The sequence below is a fragment of the Arthrobacter sp. JCM 19049 genome (assembly GCF_001310435.1).
Genome location: NZ_BAXF01000293.1, coordinates 1 through 2,738 on the forward strand (window position 1 = coordinate 1; position 2,738 = coordinate 2,738).

Consider the following 2,738-nt stretch of genomic DNA (forward strand, 5'->3'; position numbering starts at 1 on the left):
GAGCGCAACGAACGCAACGACCGCAACGGCCGGGGCCGCAACCGCCGCGACCAGCAGGAATCCTCCAGGACGATAGCTCCGAGGGCGAGGAAGGCCAGGAGCGCGGTGAGCGCCACGAGCGTTCGGACCGAAACGACCGCGGGGACCGCAACGACCGCAATGATCGCAACGAGCGGGGCCGAAACCGCCGCGAACGCAACCGCGACCGCAATGAGCGCAACCGGGACCGCAATGAGCGCAACCAGGACCGCAACCGCCGCAACCGCCGCGGGGACAACGACGAGCCGCAGCTGAGCGAGGACGACGTCCTGCTGCCGATCGCCGGCATCCTGGACGTGCTGGAGAACTACGCGTTCGTGCGCACCTCGGGCTACCTGCCCGGCCCGAACGACGTGTACGTCACCCTGGGCCAGGTCAAGAAGTACAACCTGCGCAAGGGCGACGCGATTGTTGGCGCGATCCGCCAGCCGCGTGAGGGGGAGACCCCCAACCCGCGCCAGAAGTTCAACGCCCTGGTGCAGCTGACGTCCGTGAACGGCAAGAAGCCGGAAGACAACAAGGAGCGCGTCGAGTTCAACAAGCTCGTGCCGCTGTACCCGACCGAGCGCCTGCGCCTGGAAACCGGGGCCAAGCAGATCGGTCCGCGTGTGATCGACCTGGTCGCCCGATCGGCAAGGGCCAGCGTGGCCTGATCGTCTCCCCGCCCAAGGCCGGCAAGACCCTGATCCTGCAGTCCATCGCGCAGGCGATCACCACCAACAACCCGGAAGTGCACCTGATGATGGTGCTCGTGGACGAACGTCCCGAGGAAGTCACCGACATGCAGCGCACCGTGAAGGGCGAGGTCATCGCCTCGACCTTCGACCGCCCGGCCGATGACCACACCACCGTGGCCGAACTGGCCATCGAGCGCGCCAAGCGCCTGGTGGAGATGGGCATGGACGTGGTCGTGCTGCTGGACTCGATGACCCGCCTGGGCCGCGCCTACAACCTGGCCGCCCCGGCCTCGGGCCGCATCCTCTCCGGTGGTGTGGACTCCGCCGCCCTCTACCCGCCCAAGCGCTTCTTCGGCGCCGCGCGCAACATCGAAAACGGCGGCTCACTGACCATCCTGGCCACCGCCCTGGTGGAAACCGGGTCGAAGATGGATGAAGTGATCTTCGAGGAGTTCAAGGGCACCGGCAACATGGAGCTGCGCCTTTCCCGCCAGCTGGCCGAGAAGCGCATCTTCCCGGCGGTGGACGTCAACGCGTCCTCCACCCGCCGCGAGGAGTCGCTGCTCTCCGGCGACGAGGTGCGCATCATGTGGCGCCTGCGCCGCATGCTGGCCGGGCTGGACACCCAGCAGGCGCTGGAGCTGCTGACCAAGAAGATCCGGGACACCGAATCCAACGCGGAGTTCCTGATGCTGGTCAACAAGACCACGCCGCAGCACAACTAGCGCGCTTTTCCCCGGTGGCGTCCAGGGCGCACGGTCAACCCGTCGCCCGGACGCCACCGGTGCTTTGCCCCTACAATCTCTTGTGAAGGCCCGCTGCCCGCCAGCGCGCCACCGATCCACGCATCGAAAGAAGTTCTGCCACCATGTTCGAATCCGTCAAGACCCTGCTGGAGGAGCACGCCGAGATCCAGGCGCAGCTGTCCGATCCCGCCGTGTACGCCGACCAGGCCCGGGCCCGCAAGCTCGGGCGCCGTTCCGCGCAGCTCAACGGCATCGTGGAGGCCTACAACCGCTGGAAGCAGGCGAGCGAGGACCTGGAGGCAGCCAAGGAAATGGCCGATGAGGACCCGGACTTCGCCGCCGAGGTCGAGGAGCTGACCGCCGCGCTGCCCGAACTGGAGGAGAAGCTGCGCCGGCTGCTGATCCCGCGCGACGAAAACGACTCGCGCAACGTGATCCTTGAGGTCAAGGGCGGGGAAGGCGGGGACGAGGCGGCCCTGTTCGCCGCCGACCTGCTGCGCATGTACACCCGCTTTGCCGAGCACAAGCTGGAAGGTCGAAATGATCTCCTACAACGAGTCCGACCTGGGCGGCTACAAGGACGCCCAGGTGGCGATCAAGGGCAGCTCGAACGACCCGGCCGAGGGCGTGTACGCGCACCTGAAGTTCGAGGGCGGGGTGCACCGCGTGCAGCGCGTGCCGGTCACCGAATCCCAGGGCCGCATCCACACCTCCGCCGCCGGCGTGCTGGTGTTCCCGGAAGTCGATGAGCCCGAGGAAATCGACATCCACCAGAACGACCTGAAGATCGACGTGTACCGTTCCTCCGGCCCCGGCGGGCAGAGCGTGAACACCACCGACTCGGCCGTGCGCATCACCCACCTGCCACCGGCATCGTGGTGGCCATGCAGAACGAGAAGTCCCAGATCCAGAACCGTGAGGCGGCCATGCGCGTGCTGCGCTCGCGCCTGCTGGCCCACCAGCAGGAGCAGCTGGACGCGGAGAACTCCGCCCAGCGCGCCTCCCAGGTGCGCACCATGGACCGCTCCGAGCGCATCCGCACCTACAACTTCCCGGAAAACCGGATCGCCGACCACCGCACCGGCTACAAGGCCTACAACCTGGACGCGGTCATGGACGGGGACCTGGGCCCGGTGATCGATTCGTGCATCACCATGGACGAGGAAGAGCGCCTGGCCCACCTGGGCGAGCAGTAGCCGGATGCTGTTCAGCGCCGCCCGCAACCAGGCCGAGGCGGACCTGGCGGCCGCCGCGGTGCCCAGCCCCAAGGTAGACG

2 pseudogenes are annotated in these 2,738 nt (G+C 67.6%); both read left to right on the forward strand.

What is annotated here, in order from left to right:
• Positions 1-1,441 (forward strand): annotated as a pseudogene (gene rho / locus JCM19049_RS11145) (transcription termination factor Rho); the annotation flags it as partial.
• A 143-nt stretch (positions 1,442-1,584) separates the two neighbouring features.
• A pseudogene (gene prfA / locus JCM19049_RS11150) lies at positions 1,585-2,658 on the forward strand (peptide chain release factor 1).
• The last annotated feature ends 80 nt before the right edge of the window (positions 2,659-2,738 follow it).